This is a genomic window from Nostoc sp. DSM 114161, from assembly GCF_052692665.1.
Window position 1 is genome coordinate 2,715,043 of sequence record NZ_CP195141.1, and the last position, 25,847, is coordinate 2,740,889.

The 25,847-nt window shown below is 41.1% G+C and carries 21 protein-coding genes, 2 tRNA genes, 1 pseudogene and 1 other annotated feature; of the genes and pseudogenes, 19 read left to right on the top strand and 5 right to left on the bottom strand.

Annotated elements, in window-relative coordinates; genetic code table 11:
• The first annotated feature begins 51 nt into the window (after positions 1-51).
• Complete coding sequence (locus tag NSTC745_RS11825; protein ID WP_445637304.1) at positions 52-3,351, top strand: efflux RND transporter permease subunit; 3,300 nt, start codon at positions 52-54, stop codon at positions 3,349-3,351.
• 170 nt (positions 3,352-3,521) lie between these two features.
• On the opposite strand, the gene NSTC745_RS11830 is transcribed toward NSTC745_RS11825, so the two are convergent.
• Both NSTC745_RS11830 and NSTC745_RS11835 read right to left on the bottom strand, forming a co-directional pair.
• Positions 3,522-3,992, bottom strand: coding sequence for a GNAT family N-acetyltransferase (locus NSTC745_RS11830; RefSeq protein WP_445637305.1), 471 nt, complete (start codon positions 3,990-3,992; stop codon positions 3,522-3,524).
• A gap of 349 nt (positions 3,993-4,341) precedes the next feature.
• Positions 4,342-5,742 carry a sugar porter family MFS transporter gene (locus NSTC745_RS11835; RefSeq protein WP_445637306.1) on the bottom strand — a complete coding sequence of 467 codons (1,401 nt, stop codon included), beginning with the start codon at positions 5,740-5,742 and terminating at the stop codon, positions 4,342-4,344.
• A 938-nt stretch (positions 5,743-6,680) separates the two neighbouring features.
• Here NSTC745_RS11835 and NSTC745_RS11840 point away from each other — a divergent pair.
• Complete coding sequence (locus tag NSTC745_RS11840; protein ID WP_445637307.1) at positions 6,681-7,343, top strand: hypothetical protein; 663 nt, start codon at positions 6,681-6,683, stop codon at positions 7,341-7,343.
• Here the strand turns inward: NSTC745_RS11840 and NSTC745_RS11845 are convergent.
• The gene (locus NSTC745_RS11845; protein WP_445637308.1) at positions 7,340-8,392 is read right to left on the bottom strand and encodes a glycosyltransferase family 4 protein; all 1,053 of its coding nucleotides are present in this window, start codon (positions 8,390-8,392) and stop codon (positions 7,340-7,342) included. The genes NSTC745_RS11840 and NSTC745_RS11845 overlap by 4 nt on opposite strands.
• 300 nt (positions 8,393-8,692) lie before the next feature.
• Between NSTC745_RS11845 and NSTC745_RS11850 the strand changes: the two genes are divergently transcribed.
• The gene (locus NSTC745_RS11850; protein WP_445637309.1) at positions 8,693-9,010 is read left to right on the top strand and encodes a hypothetical protein; all 318 of its coding nucleotides are present in this window, start codon (positions 8,693-8,695) and stop codon (positions 9,008-9,010) included.
• Positions 9,007-9,375 carry an aspartyl protease gene (locus NSTC745_RS11855; protein WP_445637310.1) on the top strand — a complete coding sequence of 123 codons (369 nt, stop codon included), beginning with the start codon at positions 9,007-9,009 and terminating at the stop codon, positions 9,373-9,375. Before NSTC745_RS11850 ends, NSTC745_RS11855 begins: the two co-directional genes overlap by 4 nt.
• A 132-nt stretch (positions 9,376-9,507) precedes the next feature.
• Here the strand turns inward: NSTC745_RS11855 and NSTC745_RS11860 are convergent, their stop codons facing one another.
• Complete coding sequence (locus tag NSTC745_RS11860) at positions 9,508-10,452, bottom strand: glycosyltransferase family 2 protein (protein WP_445637311.1); 945 nt, start codon at positions 10,450-10,452, stop codon at positions 9,508-9,510.
• Positions 10,453-10,603: 151 nt separating this feature from the next.
• Here NSTC745_RS11860 and rplS point away from each other — a divergent pair, with 151 nt between their 5' ends.
• From rplS to NSTC745_RS11910, 10 genes are all read left to right on the top strand, one after another.
• On the top strand, positions 10,604-10,966 hold the full coding sequence (gene rplS, locus NSTC745_RS11865; protein WP_096541468.1) for a 50S ribosomal protein L19: 363 nt from the start codon (positions 10,604-10,606) through the stop codon (positions 10,964-10,966).
• Between the two features lie 154 nt (positions 10,967-11,120).
• Positions 11,121-11,193: transfer RNA gene (locus NSTC745_RS11870), tRNA-Trp, on the top strand.
• Positions 11,194-11,472: 279 nt separating this feature from the next.
• Positions 11,473-11,694: a preprotein translocase subunit SecE gene (secE, locus tag NSTC745_RS11875; protein ID WP_096541471.1), complete on the top strand. Its 222-nt coding sequence runs from the start codon at positions 11,473-11,475 to the stop codon at positions 11,692-11,694.
• Positions 11,694-12,335 (top strand): transcription termination/antitermination protein NusG, encoded by a 642-nt coding sequence (gene nusG / locus NSTC745_RS11880; RefSeq protein ID WP_445637312.1) that lies wholly within the window; start codon positions 11,694-11,696, stop codon positions 12,333-12,335. Before secE ends, nusG begins: the two co-directional genes overlap by 1 nt.
• Before the next feature lie 6 nt (positions 12,336-12,341).
• The gene (gene rplK / locus NSTC745_RS11885; RefSeq protein ID WP_445637313.1) at positions 12,342-12,767 is read left to right on the top strand and encodes a 50S ribosomal protein L11; all 426 of its coding nucleotides are present in this window, start codon (positions 12,342-12,344) and stop codon (positions 12,765-12,767) included.
• A gap of 129 nt (positions 12,768-12,896) precedes the next feature.
• Positions 12,897-13,613: a 50S ribosomal protein L1 gene (gene rplA, locus NSTC745_RS11890; protein WP_445637314.1), complete on the top strand. Its 717-nt coding sequence runs from the start codon at positions 12,897-12,899 to the stop codon at positions 13,611-13,613.
• An 82-nt stretch (positions 13,614-13,695) separates the two neighbouring features.
• Positions 13,696-13,863: a sequence feature (ribosomal protein L10 leader region), on the top strand.
• Between the two features lie 62 nt (positions 13,864-13,925).
• Positions 13,926-14,468 (top strand): 50S ribosomal protein L10, encoded by a 543-nt coding sequence (gene rplJ, locus NSTC745_RS11895; protein ID WP_445637315.1) that lies wholly within the window; start codon positions 13,926-13,928, stop codon positions 14,466-14,468.
• A 113-nt stretch (positions 14,469-14,581) separates the two neighbouring features.
• The gene (gene rplL, locus NSTC745_RS11900) at positions 14,582-14,971 is read left to right on the top strand and encodes a 50S ribosomal protein L7/L12 (RefSeq protein WP_445637316.1); all 390 of its coding nucleotides are present in this window, start codon (positions 14,582-14,584) and stop codon (positions 14,969-14,971) included.
• 155 nt (positions 14,972-15,126) lie between these two features.
• A complete protein-coding gene (locus NSTC745_RS11905; protein ID WP_445637317.1) occupies positions 15,127-17,151 on the top strand; it encodes a hypothetical protein in 2,025 nt (674 codons plus the stop codon).
• A gap of 255 nt (positions 17,152-17,406) precedes the next feature.
• Entirely contained in the window at positions 17,407-18,030 is a 624-nt protein-coding gene (locus tag NSTC745_RS11910; RefSeq protein ID WP_445637318.1) for a Uma2 family endonuclease, read from the top strand.
• A gap of 3 nt (positions 18,031-18,033) precedes the next feature.
• Here the strand turns inward: NSTC745_RS11910 and NSTC745_RS11915 are convergent, their stop codons facing one another.
• Positions 18,034-20,019 (bottom strand): amylo-alpha-1,6-glucosidase, encoded by a 1,986-nt coding sequence (locus NSTC745_RS11915; RefSeq protein WP_445637319.1) that lies wholly within the window; start codon positions 20,017-20,019, stop codon positions 18,034-18,036.
• 701 nt (positions 20,020-20,720) lie between these two features.
• On the opposite strand from NSTC745_RS11915, the gene NSTC745_RS11920 reads away from it, so the two are divergent.
• The 5 genes and pseudogenes from NSTC745_RS11920 (at position 20,721) to NSTC745_RS11940 (ending at position 25,725) form a co-directional block, all read left to right on the top strand.
• On the top strand, positions 20,721-22,187 hold the full coding sequence (locus tag NSTC745_RS11920) for a diguanylate cyclase (protein ID WP_445637320.1): 1,467 nt from the start codon (positions 20,721-20,723) through the stop codon (positions 22,185-22,187).
• Positions 22,188-22,360 (top strand): annotated as a pseudogene (locus tag NSTC745_RS11925) (Uma2 family endonuclease); the annotation flags it as partial.
• Between the two features lie 114 nt (positions 22,361-22,474).
• Positions 22,475-22,559 (top strand) — tRNA-Ser (locus NSTC745_RS11930).
• A gap of 200 nt (positions 22,560-22,759) precedes the next feature.
• Complete coding sequence (locus NSTC745_RS11935) at positions 22,760-23,932, top strand: CapA family protein (protein WP_445637321.1); 1,173 nt, start codon at positions 22,760-22,762, stop codon at positions 23,930-23,932.
• Positions 23,933-24,240: 308 nt separating this feature from the next.
• Positions 24,241-25,725 carry a CIA30 family protein gene (locus tag NSTC745_RS11940; RefSeq protein WP_445637322.1) on the top strand — a complete coding sequence of 495 codons (1,485 nt, stop codon included), beginning with the start codon at positions 24,241-24,243 and terminating at the stop codon, positions 25,723-25,725.
• The last annotated feature ends 122 nt before the right edge of the window (positions 25,726-25,847 follow it).

The following is a 25,847-nucleotide window of genomic DNA, read 5'->3' on the forward strand; positions in this document are numbered from 1 at the left end:
CAATGAAAAAAGTACTTAGTAGTCAGCACTTAGCACTTAGCACTCAGTATCATGCAACAAGCAAATAATAATGGCAATAGCGGATTTAGTCTCAGTACGATCGCTATCCGCCAACACATTGGTACACTCATGCTCACCGTGGCGGTAATTGTCATTGGAGTGTTTTTTCTCACAACTATCCAAGTCGATCTCTTACCAGCAATTACCTATCCACGAATTAGCGTTCGGCTAGAAGCCCCCGGTATTTCCCCAGAAGTCGCAGTAGATGAAATCACCAGGCCCTTAGAAGAAACTTTATCAGCAACCGAGAATGTAGTACAGGTTTTTTCCCGTACCCGCGAAGGACAGGTGAACCTGGATTTATACTTCCAGCCAGGAGGCGATATTGACCAAGCCCTAAACGACGCGACTGCTGCTTTTAACCGAGGTCGAGGACAACTGCCAGATACCATAGAGGAGCCACGCTTATTTAAAGTCGATCCCTCCCAATTGCCGGTTTATGAATTGGCACTGACATCTGCTTCGTTGCCAGGTAAAGATTTACGCGTATTTGCTGATGAAGAGTTGACGCGTGAACTCAGTGTTGTGCCGGGAGTCGCCTCAATCGATGTATCTGGTGGTGCTGAGGAAGAAGTAAGAGTGCTTGTTGACTTAAACCGATTGCAAGCTTTGGGTGTGGGCTTAAATGATGTATTAGATGAATTAACAGCTCGTAACCAAGACACTTCTGGCGGTCGGATTCTAGGGCAAAATTCCGAGCCATTGACTCGGACTGTAGGACGCTTCCAAAATGCTAGTGAAATTGAAAACCTTTCTTTAGAAGTTTCCTCCCCTGCCTCCTCTGCTTCCCCTGCCTCCCCTGCCTCCCCTGCCTCCCCTGCTTCCCCTACCCCTTCCCGCCGCGTCTACTTGCGAGACTTTGCGGAGGTAATTGACGATACAGAAGAACAGCGAGTATTTGTTTACCTCAATCGTCAACCTGCTGTGAAAGTTTCAGTGCAAAAGCAGCCTGAGGCCAACACAATTACCGTTGTCAATGCTGTGAAGCAGCGAATTGAACAATTACGGCAATCGGGTTTAATCCCAGCAGACATGACCTTGAGTCCCACCACAGATGAATCTGTTTTCATCCGCAATTCTTTAAATGATGTCATCTTTTCGGGGATTTCTGGAGCATTGCTGGCAGCAGCAGCAGTGTTATTATTTTTGGGATCGTTTAGGCAAACATTAATTATCAGTTTGACGATTCCGCTGTGTACTCTGGCTGCGATCGCTTTGATGAAAATATTTGGCCTTACTTTGAATGTTTTTAGTTTGGCAGGTCTGACATTAGGAGTCGGTCAAGCAATTGATACATCGGTTGTGATCTTAGAGAATATCTCCGAAAAAGCAGGCATGACTCCCAATCAAAGAGAGAGGGGGGAGCAGGGGAGGCAGGGTAATTCCAAATTCTTTATTGACACTGCCATTAATGCTTCCCAAGAAGTCGAATCTGCTTTGGTTGCTGCCACAGGCGCCAACTTAGTTTCTGTAGTACCATTCCTCTTAATTGGCGGCTTTATTGCACTGCTATTTAATGAACTGATTCTGACAATTAGCTTCGCAGTTGCAGCTTCCCTTGTGGTTGCCATTACAGTAGTGCCGATGCTGTCTTCTCGACTTTTGGGAATTTCCTGGTCTAGTCGCATCAGTGAATTTTGGCTGCTGAGACAGTTTAATCACCGATTTGAAGATGCTACGCGCGGATACAGTAACTTTTTAACCAAGGTTTTACGCTATCGTCTCCTGGTAGTAACTGCTGCGTTACTAATTTTAGGTGGCAGTAGCTTTTTGATGTTTGGTCAAATTCCCCAAGAAATTTTACCCCGCATCAGTACCGGACAAGCTAACTTGAGAGCGCAGTTTCCTCCCGGTACACCTTTAGCAACTTCTGAGAAAGTTATGCAAATTGTCGATGACATTTTGCTCAAACAACCAGAAACCGAGTCTGCTTTCACAACTGTCGGTGGTAATTTATTTGGCAACAATACTACAGAAAATCCTTTACGTGCCAGCAGCACCATCAATCTCAAACCAGGCACAGATGTTGAAGGCTTCGTCAAAAAAGTAACTCAGGAATTTAACAAACTCAACTTAGCAGGAATTCTGCTGCGCCTCAATCCAGGTCAAGTGCGGGGTTTAATCTTGAGTAATTCTCCAGTGCAAGGGTCAGAAATTGACGTGATTTTGCAAGGCGAGAATGAAGAAAACTTAACGCAAGCAGGGGCACAAGTGCTGGAGGCATTGCAGGAAAGGGCAAGATTGGCGACATTTCGACCAGATGCCGACCCCCGGCAACCAGAAATCCAAATTCGCCCTGACTGGGAGAGGGTTTCAGCTTTAGGGTTGAGCGCTCAAGAAATTGGTGCAACAGTCCAGACAGCAATTGAAGGTTCAGTTCCCACGCAAATTCAACGCGGTAATCGTTTAGTTGATGTGCGGGTGCAGCTGAATAAAGAAGCCATTCAGCGTCCTTCACAGCTAGAACAATTACCGCTATTTACAGAAAATAATCAACTAGTCCGGCTTTCAGACGTTGCCAACATTCAAGAAGGTCAAGCGCCTGGTGAGGTGCAACGGATTAATCAGCGCCAAGCTTTTATTGTGGCAGGCAATCTCAGCGAGGGAGCTAGTCTTGGTGAAGCAATAGCAGAAGCTAATGCAATAGTCAAGAATGTAGACTTACCTGATGGCGTTTCAATTGTGCCTAGTTCTGCTCAAGAAACTAATCAGCAACTCCAAGATGCTTTAAAAACATTGGGAGCGTTGGCGACATTCTTAATCTTTGTAGTGATGGCGGTGCAATACAATTCGCTGATTGACCCATTGGTAATTATGTTCACCGTACCACTGGCCTTAGCTGGGGGAATTTTTGGACTTTACATTACCCAAACAGCAATTGGCGCAACTGTAATTGTTGGTGTGGTGTTGCTGGTGGGAATTGTGGTAAACGCGGGGATTCTCATGGTAGAACTGGCAAACCAAATTCGGGAAGAAGTTGGTTGTACTCGCCAAGTTGCGATTATCAAAGCTGCTCCTCAACGCTTGCGCCCGATTATGATGACTACAGTCACTACCATTTTGGGACTGTTTCCCTTGGCATTAGGCATTGGCGAAGGTTCTGAGTTTTTGCAACCTTTAGGGATTGTAGTTTTCTTTGGGATGGCGATCGCAACAATGCTAACGTTGTTTATCATCCCCTGTTTTTATGTCCTACTCCACGATTTACTGGGTGGAAATTGGGCAAAGCCACTATTAACCATGTTGCGTGGATTTAAGAAAAAACTTATTTCCATCACTGATAGGCATTGAATTTTAAGGCAGAGGTAAAATTCTGAAACGTTCTTCCTCTTAAAATTGAATCTTGGAGCAAGTGACGCTATCACTTGCTCACAAATGATTTAAGGAATTTTATTTCATTTTCTAGGAGTCCTCAAAAAATTTTACCTAGATAAAATGTCCAGGCGTGAATTTATAAGTATTCAGACAGGATGTTCATACTTCATAAATAGTACAAAAGCTTTTAGTAATGTCTTTCGTAATTGAGACAAGCGAAACTTAGACTTGAGTGATACTGGTAATTCCTCATAGCTGATAGGAATAAAGCCTTTTTTAGCGTAAAAAGAACCTAATTTATTTTTTAAACATTTTAAATAAAGCGGTTGAGTAGATTGAGCAATTAAATGCTGGATTAAAAAAGTTCCTAATCCCTGATTTCGGTGAGTTGGTACAACAAATAAACTACCAAGTTCTTGTGCAAATTCAAAGTTTCGTAACTGTCCGAAAGCTACTAAACGCCCATCATACTCAATAACCCAAAATTGATGCCATTTTAGTTGAGAAGCGTCAAGACTTGCTCTAATAATAAATAAACAAATTAACCACATATCAGAAGGTTTCGCTTGGCGAATAACATACCCCAGTGGTAATAAATAATTATCTGTATTATTCATCGAGATGAAGCAGAAAGCATGATTTTCAGCTTAAGAGGATGTTTTAAAAGCTATTATTGTTAATAAAGTATCTAAGAGGTTGTTTGAAAAGTGGTTGACTGTGATTTTAATTGCGTTTTTATCTGCCTTGTTAAGGGAGAAAAAGAGATCTTGTTCCCTCCCCTTGACAAGGGGAGGGCTAGGATGGGGTAATTCGATAACTTGTGTGTACACCGTAGCCTTTACAAGGGGAGGGTTAGGGTGGGGTAAAAAAATATTTGATATATCATCATAACTTTTCAAACATCCTCTAATACTCTCCCTAACCCGCTGCTTATGAAGCAGGTCTGTTGCGTTCTCTAAAGCCCCTTTACATATCTTCTAATTCAATTCCTTTGGTTTCTTTAATAAAAAACAGAACGAAGAAGAAGGAAATAGCTGCCGCAATTGTATACAGACCATAAGCAGCACCTAGCCCAAAATATTGCAGGATGGGAGGAAATGTTGTGGAAACGGCAAAATTAGCAACCCATTGTATTGCCGCAGCTACCGAAAGTGCAGCAGCTCGGATCTTGTTATTAAACATTTCTCCTAACAGCACCCAGGTGACTGGGCCCCAGGAAAAACCGAAGCAAAATACATAAAAATTAGCTGCTAAAAGAGCAATAAGACCGGCTGAACCGTTGAGAGTCAGGTTGCCAGCAGGATCTAGTTGCCCGGTTCTAAAAACAGCAGTCATTGTCCCCAAGGTCACGACCATGCCAAGTGACCCTAAAACCAGTAAAGGCTTGCGACCAAATTTATCTACAAAGGCGATCGCAATTAAAGTAGTAATAATATTTACCGCCCCTGTAATCACTGTAGTTGTCAGGGAATCTTTTTCAGAAAAACCAACTGCCTGCCACAAAACGCTGCTGTAATAAAAGATGACATTAATCCCAACCAATTGCTGGAATACGGATAAACCTATTCCTATCCAAACAATCGGCAAAAGCCCACCACTTCTTCCTAACAAATCAGAAAACTTAGGCTGACGTTCGCGTAAAACTGTTTGCCGAATTTCTTCGATTTTTGCTAATACGTTACCCCCCAAAATCTTAGTCAGAACGTTAGCAGCTTCTGGTTCCCGTCCTTGAGCAACTAAGTAACGCGGGGATTCTGGAATCATTAAAGCTGACATTCCGTAGAGTATCGCAGGAGGAATTTCCGTCCAAAACATCCAGCGCCAAGCTGCTATTCCAAACAAAAACGGCTTCTCAGCTGAACCAGCTGATACAGCAATAAAGTAGTCGCATAGGAGTGCGATGAAAATACCAACCACAATCGCTAATTGCTGGAGAGATCCCAACCTTCCCCGCAAATGGGTAGGAGAACATTCTGCAATGTAAGCTGGCGCGATGACGCTAGCAGCTCCCACTGCAAGCCCACCCAGTAGCCGCCAAAAGGTAAAATCCCAAATACCTACAGCAAGGCCGGAGCCAATTCCACTAATAGTAAATAACACCGAAGCTACCACCATTGCCTTAACTCGACCATAGCGGTCTGCAATTTTTCCTGCATAAAACGCTCCTACCGCAGACCCTAATAATGCCAGCGACACAGCAAGGCCAGTCTCTACACTGTTAGCGTTAAAAGCTTTCGAGATAGCTGCAACTGCACCGTTAATTACTGCGGTGTCAAAACCAAATAAAAAACCGCCAAGAGCCGCAGCACCAGCAATCAAAATCACATAAAACGTGTTGGATTTCCGACGTTCAGTAGTAGTAGTCATGGTTATATCTCATAGATTAAGTAACCTGAATAGAATGAAAAATCTTCTATTAGTAAATCAAGATATAAGGATAATTTTGTATAGCATTACATCCTATTTATCGGACAATATATTACTTTTGCTTAGTAAATTTTAAGCAATGAAATTTAAAATTTATGTTGCATTTAGTAAATATGCACATAAAGTTTCTATCGTGATGTTGCAAACTTGGAAATTTTTCAATTTTTTCATAGTATTTTATACCCAAATTTCAACTTCAATAGAGGACAGCATTGTCTTACATCTATCTGTGCTAAATGACTATAAAAGTCTGTATTTTATTCAAAGCAAACTTCTGTATGTACAGCTAATTAAACCAAAATCAAGGAAATTTTTGGTTTAAAAATTCAAAACAGAAGTCTTTTATTACATACAAATCTTCACAGTTATAAGGTTTGCAAATATATGTCTGTAATCACAAAAATTGACCAGCTTTCTACTAAAATTTTCAGAAGCTGATGTTTTTCAAGAAAAAAAATTGTATTTATATTTACATTATTTTTAGCTTAACCTGCATCATTACAAATGCGATCGCTGTTTATTGAACTTTACACAGGTTAAAAAACTTAACAATAATCTTGCTATTTTCTCTTAAAAAATTATAAGCATTATTACTTATTGACAAAATTTGAATATTCTGAATCATCTATCAGGAATTAATACTTAAGCTCTAACTTAGATTTTTTATAAAGATTACGTGAAATTACTAGTAATAGTGATAAAGCAATATAAGAATTGCTTTATAAATCAACCTATGGGTAGATATCAAATAAGTAAACAAACGCAGATTAACTGTTATTTAAGTAGCAAGTAGATAGCAGTTAAGCATGAATCTTAATTGATTTAACTCACCTGGTATACGTAGCATTCTTTCAATCAATATTCAAAGAGGGCGTAAAATGGCTAAAATAGCAACAAAAATAGCCTTGTCTGTTTTAGGAGCAGCAGGAATTAGTTTTTTATCTTTGACACCAGCAAGAGGCGTCATCTTTGTAGAACCCATCGTAACCACTATAAATGACGAGGTATTTGAAACCAGACCCCCAAGAACCCTTGGAGCAGATATTCTCCCAGGGCAAATAATAGAATATGGTGTTCCAGATCGAGCGAATAACTTGCTCAATGGTACTGGCAATGATATTGGTAGCTTGGTTTTTGACTTAAAAACGCTGTTTTATACTAATCCGGATTCTACTCCCGGATTTGATAATGAGCCTGTACAGTGGGGAGACGTTGATGGAGATGGCAAAATTGGTTTCTCTAGCGTTCCCGAACTCAAGGATATCTTTGCAAACGTTACCGTTGAGGACAACATTCTTACTTACAGCGGTGGTGTAATCCCAGACGGAACCATATTTTTCAATCGATTTGCTACTCAGCCCAATTTAACCCCAGGTGAGGGAATCATTCCAGCAATACCAGAAGACCAAGTGGATAAAGATGGGCCTATCAGAGTGGCGGCTTCTTACACCGCTATTCCCGAACCAACTAGTGTTTTAGGTGTATTAGTGTTTGGTGCTTTGGGCGTAGCGTTCAAACTAAAGCGATCGCAACATTGTTAATACTTTAACTCACGATATACTGCCAACGTTTCCTGATGGACGCGGGCAACACTCAGCCGTTCCAGGTTTTGATTTGCCCGCTGTTTCCATTCTTGCAGCATCTCGGCATTACTCAGTAATTCCACTAAGACACCAGCCAAAGAATGACTGTCTTTTGCCGACACCAAAAGACCTGCTTGACCATTATCCAAAGCTTCGGGAATTCCATCGACGTGAGTGCCAACGATAGCAGTTCCAGCTTCTCTAGCTTCCGAAAGCACCAAAGGACAGGGGTCGCGGTGAGAAGCAAGCACAAATATGTCACAAGATTTAAGGTAGCGTTGGGGTTCTGGTTGAAAGCCCTCAAAATGAATGCGTTCTGCCACAGAAGTTGCTTTTGCCTGTGCTTCAAATAGCTGTTTATCAGGGCCGTTGCCTACCAAATAAAGATGTGTTTGGGGAAAATCTGAGGCAATTTCTTCAAAAGCAGCGATTAACTCCGCAATTCCCTTGCGTTGATACATTCCGGCTACAGTGGCGATCGCCGGACGTTGTAACGGTAAACTTTGATAATCTTGTATTTGTCGCGTGCGGGGACTACCCAGAGTTCCATTGCACACTACCCGCAACTTATTTTCTGGGATACCGCGCCGTACCATAGAATCTCTTACAGCCTGACTGACGGCAATTACCCTGTCAGCTAAACCCATCATTACGCTAGCACGCTGAAATTCATTGTGTACCGTAGAAACTAAAGCATAACGATTTTGAAAAATGCGTGCTAGTAAGACTCCCGTCATCATGTGTGCGTGAACGATATCGGGTTGGAATTTTGCTGCGATCGCTCTGTAACCGATAGCTGCTTTAATTGTATTTATAGGTTTGCGAGTTTGGTCTAATTCGTAATGTTTCACACCAAACTTTTTTAGTAATATCTCGTACTCACCACCACCAGAAATAACCGCTACTTCATGACCAGATTTGGCTTGAAAGCAAGCCAAATCCACAGCCACATTTACAATCCCGTTACCTATCTCTTGAACGTGGTTCAAAATATGTATAATTCGCATAGTGTTTAAGATATGTATAAAAAATAAAGACAAGTGACTGAGTAGACAAAGACACAATTCTTGAGTTTTTAAGGAGAACTCAAAATCAACCAGTAGCTTGTAAAAATCACAAATTACTACTGACAAATAGCTCATGTCTTCAGCTACTTAGCTTTAAAGACTTATTCAGTAACGGTTTAATAAATCGGGATAAAATACTAAAATATGGCGATCGCTCGTTGGTAAGATTTGGGAACCAATAGTTCCCGTTGGGCATTTTATAATAAAATATGAAAAATAAATTTTAATGAGGTCAAAAATATGACACACTCTTCACCAGAAAGAATTGTCAGACGCGGGAGAGTATTTCCAGAAATTCAATGGACAGAAGCACAAAAAGCTCAAGACAAAGCTAGAAGACAGGCATTTTATGAGCGTTGTTGGGTAATTTTTGAGCGTTTAAAACCAGAAATACTAGATAAATATTATGGTTGGTATATTGCCATTGAACCTGATAGTGGGGATTATTTTATCGATCGGGATAAAGAAGTAGCAAGTAAAATGGCCAAAGACAAATATCTTCGCGTGATTCATCATATTTTTGGCATTAATGAAACTGGAGTTAGTGGCCGAATATGATTGAGGGAAGATTTGGAGAAAATGGACAAATTTATTTTGAAATTGATTTAATAAGTGAGGATAGTATTAGTTTTCCTGTAGAAACAATGTTAGATACAGGATTTACTGAATTTTTAGCCATGAACAAACAAGATGTACAAAGTCTTGATTGGAATTTTTTAAATCAAGATAAATTAAGAACTGCTCAAGGAGAAACTGAATTTGATGTTTATAGTGGTAGGGTAATAATAGATAGTCAAGAATGGGAAATTCCTGTATTTGCTGGAGATGAAATACAGGAAATTTTACTAGGTTTTCAATGGCTGAAATTATTTATATTAGTCGCCAATTATAGTCAAAATATAGCTAGTTTAGAGTTAATTTAATTTAAAAGTTTATATATGGCGATCGCCCTGTACCAGTTGCGTAAGTCCTGTAACTATTTAGTCAAATTTAGAACTTACGCATTGACAAAAAATTGTTTGACTTCTGAATTCTGTATTCTGAATTCTCCTCTACTACGATTCAATCAACACAAATTTGCGAACTTGAGAATTGTTTCCCTGAGTGCGACGCGATAAAGCAGCACTTACCAAAAACTTCCAAGACTGAGGAGAAAGTGCAGAGGGTTCAATCATTGAAAGAAAACTTTTAATATTTTTTTGCTTGAGCGCCACTATACTCCAATGTAATTTGAGGTAATTTTTTATATCTTGAAAACGGGGAATTTTGACGCGGTGTTCTTCATTTACTAAAGCGTAAATTTTCTCCTTCATTAAGATATTTGTCGCCAACCGCCGAGATAAAGAAAACTTTTGATTATAAGCACCAGGCCAGATAGTCCGGTAAGCAAGACACTGATTTAAGAAAATAGCATCACCGAATTGAGCAATCTTAATCCACGAATCGATATCATCGCAGTTAGCATCCAATGTGGAATCCCAACCACCAGTTTGTAGAAAAGCATCGCGCCGACAAGCCACTTGTGCAGGTGTGCCAAAGGGTACAACTTCTAGAAGCATACCGTAGTGTATATCAGCTTGGGGAATATAAAAAGCTAAACCAGGGCCGACTTGGGGAGTACGGGAAAGTTCAACTTCATTGGCATCTACCTGAGCCGCCACACAAGAGCAGATTACTGCATCGGGACGAAGTGCGATCGCCTTAGTTATTTCTTCTACACAATTAGCAGCTAAATAGTCATCATCGTCGAGAAACTTAATCCAGTCGCCGGTAGCTTTAGCAACTCCAGCATTTACCGTCGCCGCATGACCAAGGTTCGCTTCATTACGATGATAAACAACCTTATCGCCTAAGCTTTGAACATAGCTTTGGGTGTCATCAGAAGAACAGTCATCAGCAACAACCACCTCACACTCGATTGTTTGGTTACAAGCCGAATCAATTGCTCTTTTGAGCAAATCCAAGCGATTATAAGTAGTAATGACGACGCTAAATTTCATAAATTCATACCTGTGGTACAGCATTTTGCAATATAGCTTCCCTTTGGAGGCTGTTGTATCGGTGAAATTATCAATCTCCAACAGGTAGACTGAAATGGGATTGTCGATTTATAATTGACGATCGTGAGTTTTTGAAGCAGACAGAAAGACTATGAACGCTCAAGAGATTATCCGCTCCATTGAAGCGGAACAGCTAAAATCAAATCTGCCCGATATATATGTGGGCGATACAGTAAAAGTGGGAGTGAAAATCAAAGAAGGTGATAAATACCGCGTACAACCCTACGAAGGAGTAGTGATAGCCAAGCGCAATGGTGGCATCAACGAAACTATTACAGTCCGCAAAGTTTTTCAAGGCGTGGGCGTCGAGAGAGTCTTTCTGTTACATTCTCCCCGGATTGAGAGCATCAAAGTCCTACGTCGCGGTAAAGTACGCCGCGCTAAGTTGTATTATCTACGCGATCGCGTCGGCAAAGCAACCCGGATCAAGCAACGCTTCGACCGTCCTTTGTAGTTATCCTCTTATAAAGTATGGGAGAAATCTCAAGCTTCAAGCGGCATCTGCCGCTGACTTGTTTTCTCCATGAAATTGATGTATGATAAAAATCGCAATCTTGCGTTAAACTAAAATTTAGTTCAGCGCAATGACTGAATGAAAAACAGCTTGTGCGCTCTTAGTTCAGTTGGTAGAACGCAGGTCTCCAAAACCTGATGTCGGGGGTTCAAGTCCTCCAGGGCGCGCTCAAGAGCAAAAAACAAAGCCCGAAATAATTACGCAAGCTGCTAAAATAGCAGTTAGTGTTAATATTTTCGGGCATAGCTATTGCATTTGCAGCTGTTTTGCTTTGAGTAAGTGAAATAGAGTCGAAGCTGCAAACCAAGACGACTGAATTTTAGATTTTAGCTTGCTCGGAAATCTAACATAAAACGGATAAACTAAAATCTCAAGTTGAGCGTCCTTGCCCTCAATTGGGTAAATCCAAAATCCAAAATTGACTGACAAACGGGGGATAAACGGTCGTGGCCAAAAAAAATGAAGCAGAATTGCCAGAAACCACAAACGGGTTTAGCTTCGGTAACTTCATACAAGGAATCAAAGAAGAACTTGAAAAAGTAGTTTGGCCTAGTCGCAAACAGATAGTGAGCGAATCCGCCGCCGTATTGTTAATGGTGGCACTCTCGGCATCTTTGATATACTTGGTCGATGGATTGTTTGGTTGGGCAGCAAAACAGGTGTTCTAATGAGTTTTGCAACAGACGAACCGCGCAACTCAATGTTGCAGCCAGAAGAAACAGCAGAAATAGCAGAAACAGCGTCAAAAGAAGCACGCTGGTACGCTGTGCAAGTTGCCTCAGGCTGTGAAAAGCGTGTAAAGACGAATTTAGAGCAGCGCATTCAAACATTTGATGTCGCTGATAAAATTATCCAAGTGGAAATTCCCCACACCCCAGCGGTGAAAATCCGCAAAGATGGTAGTCGCCAGCATACAGAAGAGAAAGTTTTTCCAGGCTATGTGCTGGTGCGGATGAAGATGGATGATGATACTTGGCAGGTGGTACGAAACACATCACACGTGATAAATTTTGTTGGTTCAGAACAAAAACGTGGCAGTAGTAAGGGTCGCGGACACGTCAACCCCATACCACTGAGTGCTTCAGAAGTAGAACGCATCTTCAAACAGACCAGCGAACAAGAGCCGGTCGTTAAAATTGACATGGCTACTGGTGATAAGATAATTGTGCTTTCCGGCCCATTTAAGGACTTTGAAGGCGAGGTGATTGAAGTCTCTCCAGAGCGGAGTAAGCTTAAAGCTTTGCTCTCCATATTTGGTAGAGATACACCAGTAGAATTGGAATTTAATCAGGTAGAGAAACAGAGCTAAATACAAATGGCGAAGAAAGTAGTGGCGGTCATTAAACTGGCCTTAAATGCTGGAAAAGCCAACCCAGCACCGCCAGTAGGCCCCGCCTTGGGTCAACACGGCGTCAACATCATGATGTTCTGCAAAGAGTACAACGCCAAAACAGCAGACCAAGCTGGAATGGTGATTCCCGTAGAAATTTCGGTTTTTGAAGACCGGAGTTTCACATTTGTACTCAAGACGCCACCAGCGTCAGTACTAATTCGCAAGGCAGCGAAAATCGAAAGAGGCTCTAACGAACCCAACAAAAAGAAAGTTGGTAAAATCACCAGAGCGCAATTGCAAGAAATAGCCCAAACCAAACTTCCCGACCTCAACGCCAACGACATCGAAGCGGCGATGAAGATTGTGGAAGGAACCGCTAAAAATATGGGCGTAACAGTAGCGGATTAGTTATTAGTCATTGGTCATTATTGGTCATTGGTCATTAGTTATTAATGACAAACGACAAAGGACAAAGGACAAAAGACAAAATTTTATCGGGGGAGAGGCAAGGCTTCGGAATTACCCCAGGAGAGAAAAATGACAAAAAAAGTATCGCGTCGCTTGCAGGCGCTACAAGAAAAAGTAGAAGATCGGGATTATCAACCCCTAGATGCTTTAGCACTGCTAAAAGAAACAGCAACAGCTAAATTCCCCGAAGCCGCAGAAGCACATATCCGGCTGGGAATTGACCCCAAGTATACAGACCAACAGTTGCGGACAACGGTAGCACTGCCCAAAGGTACGGGACAAATCGTCCGAGTGGCGGTGATTGCTAGAGGTGAAAAAGTAACAGAAGCAACAAACGCTGGTGCTGATTTAGCTGGTTCGGAAGAACTAATTGACGAAATTCAAAAAGGCATGATGGACTTTGACAAGCTGATTGCCACACCCGATGTCATGCCACAGGTGGCGAAGTTAGGTAAGTTGCTTGGGCCTCGTGGTTTGATGCCATCACCCAAGGGTGGAACGGTGACATTTGACATCGCAAGTGCGATCGCTGAATTCAAAGCTGGTAAATTAGAATTCCGGGCCGATCGAACTGGCATCGTCCATGTTATGTTTGGTAAGGCATCCTTCTCGCCTGAAGATTTGTTAGTCAACCTGAAGGCGTTGCAAGAGACAATTGACCGTAACCGTCCTTCAGGAGCTAAAGGTCGCTATTGGCGGACATTTTATGTATCTGCTACGATGGGGCCAGCAATTAAAGTTGATATCAGTGCCCTACGAGATTTGAAACTAAGCGAAGCAGCATAGATAGGAATAGGGAGTAGGGAGTAGGGAGTAGGGAATTTTTTCACTCCCCATTCCCCACTCACCACTCCCCACTCCCCTCTAAAAAATTAAATAGTCAAAGCCGGAGACAGCAGGTGCTAATAGCTTAATATCCTGCCGAGGTGAAAACTCTAGTTGCCAGAATTGGCACCGAGAAAGGTGTGATAACTATGGCGTCAGAAGTTTTGCTAATTAACCCCGGCTGAGACAGCTGGGGTTTGTTGTTTTCAACTTAGTTAAGAAAAAACGCAAAAGTAGGGAAATTGCTGATTGTTTTGAGGAGGTGAGATAGGAATGGGTAGAACGCTAGAAGATAAACAAGAGATTGTAGCTGACCTCAAAGAAACTTTGAGCGAGTCAACTCTGGCACTGGTAATTGAATATCAGGGGCTAACAGTTGCCGAAATTACCGACTTACGGCGGCGGCTGCGTCCCAGTGGCGCTGTTTGTAAGGTAACTAAAAATACCCTGATGGGCATTGCCATTCAAGATCAGGAAAAATGGGAGCCATTATCAGAACTGCTCAAAGGATCTTCAGCTTTTTTGCTAGTCAAAGAAGATTTTTCATCTGCAATTAAGGCTTACCAAGACTTCCAAAAAGCCACCAAGAAGACAGAACTTCGCGGCGGTGTGATGGAAGGTCGCCTACTCAAAGAAAACGATGTCAAGGCTTTAGGTGACTTACCATCTAAGGAACAACTCATGGGTCAAATTGCTGGTGCAATCAATTCCTTGGCAAGCAAGATTGCCGTGGGTATCAACGAAGTTCCAGGTTCGCTGGCTCGTGCTTTGCAAGCTGTGGCCGAAGCAGAAAAAGGTGATAGCACTGCTGAATAGACTTCACAGGCGATCGCTAGGTCAACAGTCACCACTCAACAGTCAAAAACTAATGACCAATGACTAATGACCAATGACCAAATAAATAATCAAAAATTACAGGAGTTATATCAATGTCAACTGCAACCGATGAAATTTTGGAAAAACTTAAAGGCTTAACTTTGCTGGAAGCTGCTGAGTTAGTTAAGCAAATTGAAGAAGCTTTTGGTGTTAGTGCTGCTGCACCTGTTGGCGTGGCGATCGCCGGCCCCGGCCCAGCTACTCAAACTGCTGAACCAGTAGAAGAAAAAACGGAGTTTGACGTAATTCTCGAATCAGTTCCTGCTGATAAGAAGATTGCCGTACTGAAGATTGTCCGCGAATTGACCGGTCTGGGTCTGAAAGAAGCTAAAGACTTGGTAGAAGCTGCACCCAAACCAGTTAAGGAAGGTATTGCTAAGGATGCTGCTGAAGACGCTAAGAAGCGCATCGAAGAAGCTGGCGGTCAGGTAACTATTAAGTAGTCACAATTACGTTTCTTGTTTTTATATCGAGAAGCCTGAATTAGTCAGGCTTCTTTTTTTGGCGATTTTTAATCAAAAATTGATAAAAACATTAGTAAATAAAATGTAGTATACACTCAAGAAAAACTTATACTAATTTTTAGAGGGATATGCGTATGGATCTTTTACCTACGATTGCATCCATTCTAGCTGCCAAAGCTATGGAAAACATTGGTGTCAAGTTAAGCGAATCTACCATTGAAGCGTTAAACTCCCTTGTTGAAACTACGTTTAAAAAACTTAAAGAAAAGAAAAATACACAGACAAGGGCACTTATAGCTTCAGTTGAACAAGGTAATCCTAAGGATTTACCAGAACAAAGCTTAGAGATAATTGCCGAATCCATAGAGGAGGAAATGAATGAGAATCCAGAGTTCGCTAAAGAGTTTCAAGAAAAAACTAAGCATTTATTAGAGCAGATCAGTGCTGAAGATCCGGATATTGCCGAAGAAATTCATATAAAAACAAAAGATTTATTAAATAGATTACAAAAATTCCAAGAAGACCTAAATGATATAAGAAATAAAATTGATAATATTTCAGCTAATATTCCAAGTGCTGATTTTGTTGGTAGAGATGATACTCTATTCTCCGGCGTTCCCACGATTTACCAATACCACTTTTATGGCAGTGAAAACCAAGTTCAAATAAATCCTCAAGAAGGAATTTTTTCTTCTAAAGAAAACAATGGTTTTAGAACAGATGATTTTGTCAATACGAATATTGATGAAATATTTACTCAAATAGAAAGAATACGGAAACAAATAGAACGCCTAAGAAGTGCAATAACTAAAATCATTCCAGTAGAAAAACGCCTTGAAAAGCTTGAAAAACTTAGACAACCAAAACCTATATTTAACTATAACGCTTTCGTGAAGTTTACTAAAGATTTTTTATATATCTTTGTGCTAGTTTTTCAAGGATTAATTTTAGGATTTTTAGGAGTAACAAATTTATTTGAGAAAAGAAAAAATAAAGATGTAGAAAAATCAATATTGTTAGACGAAGATCTAATAAAACTAGAGACAGTAGAAGAATATCTTGCGTCAGCTATAGAAAAAGAAAAGAGAAATAGCTTGCAATATGTCAAGGAAAATCTAAGTCGTTTGGTTGATAAAGTAAATGTTAGAATTGCGATTACTAACGATTTATTTATTAGCCTCATATATCCTGCTTCTTCAAGCAAGGAACTAGTTGCTAATATGGCTTCTAGAATCGGGCATAAAGATTTACGTGATGAGGCAGAGATGCATCTCGGTATAATTAGTCGGCTTGTAGAAAAACTCAATAAAATAACAGAAAAGCTTGATATAGAAAGACTGACAGATTCAAAAGAAAACAAAATTAATAATTCAGAAAGTGATTCAGTAAAGATTCTCAAGGCTATTGTAAATAATTTAGATGCTGATAGCTTAAAAAATTTTACAAGTATAATGAAAAGCCTTGTTGATAAGCCACAAGAAAAGAGCAAGGAACATGCCAAGGAAGATGAAGAAAAAAAGGATGAAAGTATTTATGTTCTGAGTGATGAAGCACAAGCAGCTGTAGGAATAATGACTGAGATTGAAGAACGTCGATTGATAGTTGAAAAATTAGTACGCTCAGATCGAGTCAGGCAAAATTTCACTATTATGGTTGTGACAATTTATATTGGGGCTGTTATTATTCTAACAATTCGGGCATATCTCCAATTTGGCTCTAACTCAAAATTTATTGTTGGTAATGATTTAGGTCAGACAAAGTTAGCTTTTCTAGGTATTCCTTGGCCAGTTGTTATCTGGAGTTTAATCGGAAGTTTTGCCGCGATGATTTATCGCTTTAATCGCCAGCCAATTTATGATTTTACTGATGCTATAAAGTGGATGCTAACACGACCTACTCAAGGCGTTGTACTTGGTTCAGCATTTTACTTAGTATTAGCCTCTGGATTATTCCTCCTAACAGGTGGTGCTTCTGGCAGTACATCTAGTGGCGTTGGCAAGGTAACTACCGAAATAATTTTAGTTCTATCTTTTTTAGTGGGTTTTAGTGATAAATTTGCAGATAGTGTTTTTAATGCACTTGTAGATAAATATTCAGGAAAAGAGCCTAAAAGTACAGAAGATACTAAAGATAGTGATAGAAGTAAAAAATATGATTAATTATTAGGATTCATAGAAGATTGTTCAAATTACAATTGAAAAACAGCGTTTGTTAGAGCAAATCTTTACATCTCTTCAATATATGAAAAAGCAAGCCCGTCAACTATATGTTAACAAGTGTCTTGAACTGATATAATAACCAACCTCAAGTTATTATCGAGAGCTACACCAGGAAAATCAGCGAAGACTCATAAACAAATCTGTACATCGTTGATATCATTGAACGAAGTACCCGTCAGCAATGGAGCGAGGGCGATGTACGCAACCGTTACACAACCACTGACTTTTCAAGAGTTTCTTGTCTGGGATGATGGTTCAGGCAGAGAGTTTGAGCTATTGGATGGGATTCCTGTGCCGTTATCAGAACCAAATGCAAATCATGAGGATTTAATCGAGCGACTGTGTGCGTACTTAGAAAATCACTGCCAAGAAAATGACCTGCCTTATGTGTCGCGCCAGTCGAAGCAGGTTCGGCTCAAGACAGCACCACCAGAAAAGGAAAAAAGCCGCAAAGCAGATATTGTCATATTTGCAAAAGAAGAATGGCAGAGGATGAAAACTAGCTCTAGTTCTGCTGCTGCATATATTCCGCCACCAGGAATCATTGAGGTGGTTAGCAATAACTGGAAGGACGACTATCTGACAAAACTTGCTGAATATGAGGACTTGGGCGTTTTAGAATATATCATTGTGGACTATGCTGCTTTTGGTGGCATTCGGTTTATTGGTTCCCCCAAGCAGCCAACCATTACAATCTACCAACTTGAAGATGGAGAGTATTTACCCGCAAAGGTGTTTCGAGGGCAAGATGAAATTGATTCTAGATTATTTCCCAACATTCGCCTAACGGCTGAACAGATTTTTGCAATGAGTCGCTGATAATCAAATCTCCGTTACCAGCCAAGCACGCAACACCTCTGCGACTGTCCAGGCTTGGGCAATACATCCGCGTGGAGTCATCGGAGCATCACCATCAAAAATTTCGCTGAGACTGCCAATGCCGTGTGCTGTGAGATGATTAGCCATTGGTTGTAGAAATTGACGCGCCTGTTTGGGATTTTTGTAGACGCGTAGATGTGCTAGAACAAACGACCCCAACAACCAACCCCAGACGGTTCCTTGATGGTAACCGCCATCGCGTTGATACTGGTTTCCACCGTATTTTCCTTGGTATTGGGGATGATTGGGGGCAAGCGATCGCAATCCATGTGAAGTTAGTAGCATCTGTCCGCAAACGTCTACCACTGCTTTTTGTTGGGCTGGTGTCAGCGGGCTTTCGGGTAAGGAAACGGTAAAAATCTGGTTAGGACGCGCAGATGCGTCATCTCCATCTGGAGTATCCAGCACATCGTAGCAGTAGCCTGTTTCCTGATTCCAAAAGCGAGAAAATCTGATTTGGGCGCGGTCGGCGATCGCCTGATACTCTTGGTGTGGCTTGCCAATCAAACGAGCAAATTTAGCCATTGTCCGCAAAGCATTATACCACAGAGCGTTGACTTCAATTGGTTTGCCAATGCGAGGCGTGACTACCCAATCTCCGACTTTCGCATCCATCCAAGTGAGTTGCACGCCTTTGTCGCCTGCATACAGTAAACCATCGGTGGCATCGAGGCGGATGTTGTAGCGGGTACCGCGACAGTGCCAGTCGATGATATCTGCCAGCACGGGGAACAGTTCCATCAGCAAATCATTATCTTCAGTGGCGTTGTAATAAGCTCGAATGGCTTCAAAATACCAAAGAGTTGCATCGACTGTGTTGTATTCTGGTGTCTGGCCTGCATCGGGGAAACGATTGGGCAACATTCCCTGGTCTACGTGCCTAGCAAAGGTGCGAAGAATCGAACGTGCAATTTCTGGGCGACCGGTGGCGAGGGTCAAACCAGGGAGGCTAATCATAGTATCGCGTCCCCAGTCACTAAACCAGGGATAACCAGCGATGATAGTTTTACCATAAACGTCTTCTGGCACTGAGCGATCGACGATAAACTGGTCGGCAGCCAAAACTAAATGATTCACCCAAGCAGGAGAATCGGCAGCATTCAAAGGTCGGTTAGATTTCCAGAGTCCGATTAATTTCTGTTCTAGGATGTGACGGTGTTTGAGTGCTGCTTCGCCATTCAACTCTGGTTGCTTGTGAGTGCTGGCAACAAACGTAATTGATTCTCCCACATTAAGCGCAACTTCAAAGGTAGCGGCGTGGAGGTGGTCTTCTTTATCGCTTAATCCCCGATAGCGTTCAACTGCTAGGTCAAAGTTATAGTACCAGTCGTGGACAGGGGAGGCGCTGGCGCGGTCAGTTAGCAGATATATTGGTACGGCATCAGGATAGGCAGTTACACAAATTCCCTGTTCCACCTGTTCGACGGACATCTGCCAATCATTGTAATTATGCGTGTCGCTGTGATAATCGCGGTAGTTGACCATCGCCTTAAGCGTCAACTTCAGTGGTTGGCTGGCGCGACGCAGAGTATATTGGACATAAGTTGTATTAGCTGCCTGTTGCATCCAAATTCGTTTTTCTAACAAAGCATCAGCAACAGCAAAACGCCAGAGGGGAACTGTACCTTCTAAAGAAAAATGTTCGATCTGTAGATAGCCGTGGGGACTGACGGTACCATCTGCCCAACGATTGGTGTGTAGAGAATAAAAGCGATCGCCATACAAGACTGTTTCATCTAGCTTTGCCAACAGTAAGGTGCGACCGAGAGGCGGTTGCAAGGCTGCTACTAGTAAACCGTGATAGCGGCGAGTCAATAAACCTGCCACCGTTCCAGAGGCGTAACCACCAATGCCGTTAGTAACCAACCATTCCCGCGACTCGGCTATGTCGAGATTACCGCAGATTTCCCGCCCAAATTCAATACACATAACTCAACACTCTTGCTGGCGATCGATATTTGGATTATCAGTTATCAATCACATAGTATGGTGAGATGGACATTAAGAAATTATAAAAAAGTGGCGTTGCGGAATCTCAGTAGAAGGCAGGAGGGAGTTGCGATCGGGGTTTTCAAATTTTGAATTTTACATTTAATTATGTCTACCTACTTAGAATCTTCGCAGATATCAATTCATTTATGTCCATCTAATCAGTTATGAAACAAATTCTTGCCGTCCCTGTGTCCTAATGCCCTCTGTAGGGTAGAAAGAACCTGAAGTTGTCGGCGCTCAATTTTTGTTGATATCAGTCCAAAGATCCAACAGATTTAAAGGAAACTAAAGTACGCAATCTAAGTCTTAAAGCTAGACTACAACGAGGATAAGAAAATCTTCCTTTGCCACTTCCTAGTTCCTACTCACCAGTTGCTATTTCAACACAATGATTAATTCTGTTTTACTTGCTAATTATGAGGTTTTAGCAAAGCATCTTTGGCTTTACTGCTGAATTCCCTAATTATACTGTAAGTCTTTAGGAATTTAATTTTCTGACATCAACAAATGATGACGTTGGCGTCAGATATAATAGTCATCCCTGAATTTTGGTTGTTAAACTTTAAATTACCAATAAAAGCATAATTAATTATTTGAGTAAACTATCCCACAGTTATCTGTTGGTAAAGTCGGAATTAATGAATAAACAAGTAGAAGCGATACGAGTTGCTTGGTGCAGTTCAACTGATTTGCCCCAACCAAACAATTTTTACCTCAACTTTGAGTGGATTAGAGTTGATAGTTCAGCTTTATTTGATAAAGGTTTTGATGCTGCTGTACTCGATATCAGGACTTTTGAAAACTTGGAGGGAGTTAAGTATATATACACCAATATTGGCTTACCAACAGTAGTTTTAATAGATACGATTGAGCAAGAATCTACTGCTCTTTCCTGGTTGGAAGCAGGAGATGAAACTTGTAAACGCGATGCAATTGATTGGCAGATAGGTTTGCGTTTGCAGCGGAGTTTATGGCATAGCAAGCAAAAGCATTCATTTAACCTTGATAAGTTAACGGGGACTGCTAATTTTCGTAAGTTTAATGATTATGCCATCGAGCTTTTGACATCCAAGGAAGATGGAGAGTCTGTATGTTTGATTTACTTAGATATTGACCGTTTCAAGTTTATTAACGATAGTCATGGCCATATTGCGGGAGATCGGATTTTGCAGGAGGTTGGTCAGATTCTACAAAAGTACTCATTAGGAGCAGGTATTGTGGCTCGGACGGGGGGCGATAAATTCGCTATTTGTATGCGTGGCAATAGTGAGCAGGGAAAAGCGTTTGCAGAATTTCTCAGAACTCAGATCGAGACTCATGAATTCTGGCTCGATGAAAAGTCTCCAGTTCATATCACAGCTTCCTTGGGAGTGGTGCCGATGACAGGACATTCATCTATCGAGCAACTGTGGCAGGAAATCAATCAATGCGTCTATGCTGCTAAGCAGAAGGGACGCAACCAAGTTGTCACTGCTGAGGAATTTGATGCTATTGCAGACGCTTCTGGACAAGACAAGCTAATCACTGATTTTGAGCATCGAATTCGGGTGACTGCTGAGAGGATGATTAATGAGATGGTGCTTAAGGCTAGTCGTTTAGCTAAGAAATACAGAGCAGAAGCCGAACACGATGGCTTGACTGAGATTTTCAATCGCCGCTATCTCGACAGATTACTACCACGGGAGATAGAAAAGTCTCACAAGTATAAGCAACCACTAACAGTGATACTCCTCGATCTGGATCATTTCGGTGAAGTAAATCGAACTTACGGCTTTCCGACTGGGGATCAAGCACTGAGAACTGCTGCACAAGTATTTAAAAGTAATGTCAGAGCAGTGGATTGGGTGACACGTTACGGCGGTGAGGAATTCTGTATTATCATGTCCGATACCGATTTCAATACAGGATGTCAGATAGCGGAACGAATTCGCCTAGCTTTGAGCGAGGAAATACTTACAGCTTACAACGGTCAGCAGTTTCGACTCACTGCTAGCATTGGAGTTGTGGAACTCATGCAAGAAGAAAGTCTTGGTTCTTTGTTGCAGCGTGCTAGTGACAAAGTTCGAGAGGCAAAGAAAAACGGGCGCAATCGAACTTGCTTTTAAGATTATGAGGCAATAGGCATCCCCGAATACTGGATTATAAAGCCGCTTTAGGCCGTAGGCGGTTTATCGGCAATCCTAAGCAACCCACTATCTCGGTTTACTCATTAGTTGAGGGAGAATACCAAGTCCGGCAGTTTGGAAATAGCGATCGCCTTACCTACCACTCATATTAAGTGCGATCGCTTGATTAATTTGAATGCTATAATAGTAAAGGGGATGCACTAGACATTTCCCTCATATTGCAAGATTTGAATGTAAATAAATTTCAAATCTGTGAATAAATAACTGGAGAGGTGTCCGAGCGGTTCATGGTGACGCACTCGAAATGCGTTTTGGGGAAACCCAACGGGGGTTCGAATCCCCCCCTCTCCGTTAACAACATAGTCTTACAACTGATACTAGAAGCTAGAAGTATTTGCTGTGACCTTCTAATCACCAGATGTATTGTACCCAAGCTAGAACGACTATACTTCAGTAATTACTTAGCTTGATATTTGCTAGGAAATAATAAAATATACATCGCGAACACAGATTTTTAGGATAAACTAATGCCATCGTGTGAGGAGTGAACGATGGCTAATACAAGCTTGGGGCGAGCAGTTTCGTTCGCTTTTGTTGGTGTTTGTTTTTATCTGGGTATTGGTGCAGGGGTCGTAGTTCGGCTGGGGCAATCACAGCGAACAAATGCTGCTACTACACCCGCTCAATCTGGTTTATTACCATTGACCATACCTAAATCTACGCAACCAACATCGAAAAAACAAACCTTTGCAAGCACTATTACCATTAAAGCTGTTGGAGATATTATTCCTGGTACTAATTTTCCTAACTACAGATTACCCCGCTTTCGAGATCGACTTTTACCAAAATCAGTGAGAAACCACTTGCAAGGATCTGATATCTTGTTTGGGAACTTTGAAAGTAGTTTAACTAATTATCCATACACTACTAAAGATATTAATCGAGAACAAGTTTTTGCATTTCGCTCCCCACCTGCATATGCTCAGCTGTTTGCTAAAGCTGGTTTTAATGTATTTAATATGGCGAATAACCATGCAATGGATTTTGGCTTGGTAGGGTTCAAAGATACAAAGAAGAATCTTGAGGCTGCGGGTATTGCTACATTAGGTCATAAAAATCAAATTCTCTATTTAAAAGCTAACAATATACCTGTAGGAATGATTGGTTTTTCTCCTTATGAAATGTATAATTCCATCCATAATTTAGCGGCAGCCCAAAAACTAGTAGCACAAGCCAAAAAGAATGCCAACATTGTAATAGTATCGATGCACGCTGGAGCAGAAGGGACGGAGGCATTACACGTTAAGAATCAAACAGAGTTTTTTTATGGAGAAAACCGAGGTAATTCAATCAATTTTGCTAGAAAAATGATTGATGCAGGAGCAGATTTAGTGCTGGGACACGGCCCTCACGTTCCGAGAGCGATGGAAATTTATAAGAATAAAATCATAGCCTATTCTTTAGGAAATTTTTTGGGATATAGGACTTTATCTACAAATGCTCAAACTGGAGACTCACTAATTTTAGAAGTCACACTCAATTCATCTGGAAATTTGGTATCAAGTAAAATTATTCCTATTCGCATGGATAAGGAGGGAATTCCTGAAGTAGATCGGCATTTTCGGACTGTGAAGCTCATGCGTTATTTGAATAATCAAGCTTTTCCTAAAAATCCGGTGAAAATTAATAACAAAGGAGAAATCGTTGTAAAAAATAAATTATAGCGATCGCCCTCTTATTCATAATCCAAAACCTAAAATTGCATTATTTTTTATCCTTGTACCCCTAGATGGTGATGTTGATAGTCATCAATGGGATTTTTAAATGCGTAAGCATAGCTTCTTGTAGACATCGCCGCGGTTGGCTGAGTTTATAAATACCCGCTTTTATATTACGATGTTGCTACGCATGGGTTCATATCTTAAGTCTTGCATTGGAGTTATAAATCATACATTGCCCTTGCTGCTCCTCATTTTCCCCACTCGCCACTCCCCAAAATTGCTAGAGTGAAGAAAGTTATGAGGACGCAAATATGACTGACAAAAATCGTTCTCAATGGGACTTAGGCAGGTTTATCAAAACCCTGACTTACTTTGAGGTAATTCCTTTCCTTAACTGGGTACAGCAATTAATCCAAGGCCGTCCTCAGGATAATCGAGATAGACCCAATGGAGGAAGAAATGTGGGTGTAATATTAGTAGCAGGTGCCACAGGTGGTGTAGGTAAGCGAGTAGTAAAGCGATCGCTTGAACGCGGTTATAAAGTTCGCGCATTGGTGAGAGATATTGACAAAGCACGCTCAACTCTTGGTAATGATGTTGACTTAGTAGTTGCAGATATCACCAAACCAGAAACTTTAACTCCTGTAATTATGGCTAATATTGAAGCTGTAATTTGTTGCACGGCAGTGCGCGTACAACCAGTAGAGGGAGACACAGCAGATAGAGCAAAATACTACCAAGGTGTTAAGTTTTACCAGCCAGAAATTGTTGGCGACACCCCAGAAAATGTCGAATATCAAGGTGTCAAAAACTTAGTCCAAGCAGCAGCAAAATATTTGCCCCAAGCAAACGAAAAACTAATATTTGATTTTACAAAACCATCAGCAGAATTAAAAGATGTTTGGGGAGCGCTGGATGATGTTGTGATGGGTGGCGTGAGTGCTAGTAATATCCAATTACTAGAAAATACAGCTTTGTTTGCTGGCAATGTTTCCACTGAGAACTCTGGCGGATTTGCTTCTGTAAGAACTAAGAATTTCGATCCACCATTTAACTTATCTGGTTACGAAGGTGTGAAATTGCGCGTCAAAGGTGACGGACAGCGTTATAAAATCTTTCTCCGAACAGATACAAAATGGGATGGCATTGGCTATGCTTATTCTTTCGATATGGTAGCTAATACCTGGGTTGATATTCACGTTCCCTTTAAAGATTTGGTTCCTGTATTTCGGGCAAAAGTTGTCAAAGATGCACCGCCAATTGAACAAAGTAGAATTTGTTCATTCCAACTCATGTTAAGCAAATTTGAATATGATGGTGCTTTAAATCCTAAATTTTCTCCAGGTGGTTTTGCTTTCCAGTTAGAATCAATTAAAGCTTACGGCAGCGAAAATCTCCCCCAGTTTATCCTTGTCAGTTCAGCAGGCGTAACTCGTCCTGGGCGTCCTGGCATTAATTTAGATGAAGAACCCCCAGCAGTGAGATTAAATGACCAATTGGGAGGAATTTTAACTTGGAAACTCAAAGGAGAAGATAGTTTAAGAACAAGTGGAATTCCTTATACAATTATTCGACCTTGTGCCTTAACTGAGGAAGCAGGGGGTAAGGAATTAATATTTGAGCAAGGCGATAATATTAAAGGCAAAATCAGCCGTGAGGATGTCGCAGAACTTTGCGTGCAAGTGCTAAAAGTAGCAAAGGCATGTAATGTCACGTTTGAGGTGAAAGAGGGAAATAATACTGTTAACTATATCGATTGGCAGAGGTTATTTTCTTATTTAGAACAGGATAAATAATAAGTCATAATTCAGAATTCAGGAATCAGAATTCAGTAATTTATATAGTGTGGGTAATGCTGAGTATTCGCTAAAAGCCTAAAAAGTTTATTAAAAACCCTGATTTTAGGCATGAGCATATT